Below are 3,689 nucleotides of genomic sequence, written 5' to 3'. Positions count from 1 at the left end.
CACGGATCAAGCCCAAGCAGCTTGATCAACCGTCAACGACTTGCGGGCAAGCCCAGGGGCTTTGCGCTCGGGCTCGTTTACCTCACTCTGAGCTTCCCACTAGGAAGTTGGCTGGGGCGCATCCCCCAGATCAAGGATTCACTCAGCGCCTCCGACAGCAGCTGGGGAATCGCCAACACCATTGCCACGATGGGTGAGGTCGTAGGGCTCGGCATCATCGTCGTGATGATCGGCCGCGTAAGCACCCGAAAGATGACGATCGTTGCCGCCGGCGTCGTCCTCGCCATGGGGCCACTCGTCGCCCTATCACCGACGTTGCCCGCACTCGTCATCTCGCTGACTCTGTGGATGGTCGCGTCAAAGATCCTCGGGACCACCTCCGGTGCGCTGATTCTCGTCCACCAGAGAAATCTGGGCCGCATCGTGTTCGGTCGCTTCGACGCGCTCTACAGCATCGGAATGCTCGTCGGTGGTGCCGTCTCCTGGGCGGCAATTCGACAGGACATCCCTGCTTCACATCAGTTCGCGATCACGAACTGCATGCTGGCTGTCGCACTGCTCATCTCCTTGCGTGCACTCCCCGAGGAGGATGCGTCGAAGACAAGCACGGAGCCGATCCGCCACCGACTTCGGAGCCGATTCACAGCACCGCTTCTGCTACTCGGTGGGCTCTCGCTCCTGGCCAGCTTCATCGACAGCGCCGCGGCGCAGTGGGCAGGCATCTATCTCTCCCGGACTGCCGGTGGGGACCCAGCGCTGGGATCCCTGGGCTATGTCCTCGTCATGGCAACGAAGAGCCTGTGCCTGATCTTCATCGGCACCGCCAGCGAACGCTTCGGGTGGAGAGCGATCGTTCTCATGTCGGTGGCAGTCACAACGTTGGCACTGCTGATCGGAGTCGGCTCCGGCGAGCTCGGTCCGGGGGTGGTAGCGCTTTTGGTCCTTGGAGCGGGCACGGCCTTCTTCGGCCCCATGGTCAACACATTGGCTTCGGCACAGCCAGGCGTGACCGACGGCGAAGCACGCACCGTGCTCGAGATGGGAGAGCTTCCAGCCTACGTATTCACGCCCGCGCTGGTTGGCTTTCTCGCGAGCCTTCTGGACATCCGGTGGGCCTTTCTTCTGATGACCTGCCTCCCCCTCCTCGCGGCTGGAGCAGTCCTCATAGTCCCGAGCACACGCCGGCAGCTCCTCGTCAACGAAGACACCTACCGGGAGGAACTAAGAGCCCGTTGACCGCCAAGACACCTGAATCATCAATGTTCACGAGAGCTCCGGCCACGCCGTGTCCGGCACGGCACGCACATCCGCGTTGCTGTCATCAGCCTCATCGGGGCGGTTCGCGGAACCTGGATCAGGGCTCCGACCTGGGTGGGCCCGGTGGGGATCGAACCCACGACCCGCAGACCAACCTCGGGCGGCGGCGGCGGAGCCGGCGCCTTGAAAGAGTCGGGAAGCTGCTCACGGGCGCGGAACTGGCTCTAGCTCAAAGACATGCGACGGAGGTAGGCGGGCCAGGGCTCAGTTCCCATTCCGGAGGTGAACTCGAGGAGGTCGAGAAGCGTCGCACTTCGCGGCGCCGCCCAGTTGCGGTCCTCGGACGTGGACGGTTCCTTGAGGAGCCGCGCCAACGCCAGATAGAGGTGGTACCAGAGCGCGTCACGCTCGAGACCAAGACCGACGTCGCGGGGATCCCCCGACGGTGTGTCCCCGCGAGCTGATCGGTACCCGGATAGCAGGTCGGGCAGTGCCCGGATCGGGAGGCCGACGAGATCGCGAGCCGGAGATCCCCATTCGGCGCAGCCCCAGTCCAGTAACGCCGTGACCCGCCCCTCGCGATCAACCATGACGTTCGACGGGATCACGTCGCGGTGTAGCAGCACCGGATCCGTCTGCGGTGGGCCTTCGGGCTGCAGGAGGGCGAATCGCTCGAGGAGCCACTCGTGCTGGGCACTGCCGATCTCGCCCTCCGCTAGGAGCCGATGGAGCAGCTCGGAGGGTGAGAACGTAAAGGGTGCCGGGATCGCTTTGACCGGCCCTACCCCGCTACGCCGGACCTGATGGAGCGTCACCAGGATTTCGCCGAGGGATCCGAGCGTGCGCCGACGTCCCGCCGGATCAGGCGCCTGCTCCGCCAGGGTCTCGCCATGCACGCGTTGCAGGACCATGTACGGCACGCTCCCGACTCGCAGGGTCGAGTCGTAACTGATGAGTTCCGGGGTCGGCACGCCGGCGTCTCGGACCAAGGCAATGACCTCGGCCTCCTTCAGAAGCTGTTCAGCTGCTCTCGGAGTGCGCGGGATGCGCAGGACCAATTCACTACCGAGGAAGACCGTGAGGTTCACCTGGCCCTGAGTGGGAACCGGCACCACGTCCATCTCCGCCACGCCGTAGTGCGCGGCCACTGCGCGCACGTCGTCAGCGAACAGGCTCGTATCGATCACGCACATCGTCCTGGATCTCCTCGTGGTAGCCGGTTCTTCAGGTTCCTTCAATGGGAGGGTGCCGGTCAGACGTGAGCGCGCAGCCCTTCCGGCGGTCACGACAGAGCGCGGTGATCCGGTCGCACTGCTCGACGTCGCAGCCTACGGACCCTCGCTCCCAATCGGTCCTCTTCAACGTGCCGTCCATCGTGCCGGATCCAATCAGCAACGGCACGAAACTCGGGGCGGTCCGGCTGAGCGTTTAGGAAGGAGGATTGCACGCCATGCGGCGGCATCGCCGCGACAAGGTCGGGTGCTCATAGTTCCAACCGATCGATCTCCACGAGCCGCCCAGTACGCACTGCTTCCATACCTGACAGCACGAAGCGATGCGCGAGCTCGCTCAACCGGTCACGGAGCAGTTCGTCGCGCAACCACGCAACGGAGTGAATCTCGCTGGCCTGCAGCCGTAGTCCCGAGAGGGAAAGACCACCCAGTGAGGCCTCATAGATGAAGGCCAGTGCTCCGACCGGATCATCGAGACTCGGACCGATGTGACCGACGGCGAGCAGCCGACCAAGAACCACTGGCACTCCCAGCTCCTCCCGACACTCACGAACGCACCCCTCGGATGGGGACTCCCCCTGCTCGACGGTGCCGCCTGGAAGGTGCCAGGTCTCCTTGTACGTCGGCTCAACGCACAGAGCCCGGCCGCCTGCATCCACGAAGAGCGCGCTCGCGATCACGCGTTTGCTCGGCAAAGAGGCGAGATACTCAGCCTTGGGCAACACCGTGAGCCCTCATTTCCGGGGAATGTTGTCCTCGTCGTCGAGGCGCTCGCTACCTTGCGATCCGTCCAAACGACCCCGCGCGAGATGCGGGGTTGCCTGAGTTCTGGTGTATGCCCAATCCCCGCCTGCGTGCTGCGGCGTGACGGTCGTGGGCGTCCGACAGTTCCCAGTAGTTGGGGTCAAGTATAAGAAAGTGTCGAAGATGATCATCACCGGCAGCCGCTGCCGTCAGCCCGCATCCAGCACAGCACGCACGCCCGCGCTGCAGTCATCACCCTCATCACGCCGATCAACGGAGCCGCGATTGCGGCCCCGACCAGGGTGGGCCCGGCGGGGATCGAACCCGCGACCCGCGGATTAAAAGTCCGATGCTCTGCCAACTGAGCTACAGGCCCGCGCCCGCCAAGCGGGCCAGCCCATCCTAGCTGTATGAGGTCATGACGTTGTCGACACGTTCGTGGACTCGGGTGGCCGG

Annotated in this window: 3 protein-coding genes and 1 tRNA gene; 1 reads left to right on the top strand and 3 read right to left on the bottom strand. The window is 64.5% G+C overall.

What is annotated here, in order from left to right:
• The coding region (locus INT51_RS21900) for an MFS transporter (RefSeq protein ID WP_226986060.1) at positions 1-1,236 on the top strand (1,236 nt) is incomplete at its 5' end.
• 245 nt (positions 1,237-1,481) lie between these two features.
• On the opposite strand, the gene INT51_RS21895 is transcribed toward INT51_RS21900, so the two are convergent.
• The 3 genes from INT51_RS21895 to INT51_RS21885 form a co-directional block, all read right to left on the bottom strand.
• A complete protein-coding gene (locus INT51_RS21895) occupies positions 1,482-2,444 on the bottom strand; it encodes a phosphotransferase family protein (RefSeq protein WP_193107503.1) in 963 nt (320 codons plus the stop codon).
• Between the two features lie 296 nt (positions 2,445-2,740).
• Positions 2,741-3,214, bottom strand: a complete 474-nt coding sequence (locus INT51_RS21890; RefSeq protein ID WP_193107502.1) for an NUDIX hydrolase — start codon at positions 3,212-3,214, stop codon at positions 2,741-2,743.
• Between the two features lie 322 nt (positions 3,215-3,536).
• Positions 3,537-3,609 (bottom strand) — tRNA-Lys (locus INT51_RS21885).
• Positions 3,610-3,689: the final 80 nt, after the last annotated feature.

The sequence above is a fragment of the Brachybacterium sp. FME24 genome (genome assembly GCF_014897705.1).
Taxonomy (GTDB): Bacteria; Actinomycetota; Actinomycetes; order Actinomycetales; family Dermabacteraceae; genus Brachybacterium.
Note: the sequence above shows the minus strand (reverse complement) of the source record. Positions and strands in the feature narration are given on the sequence as shown.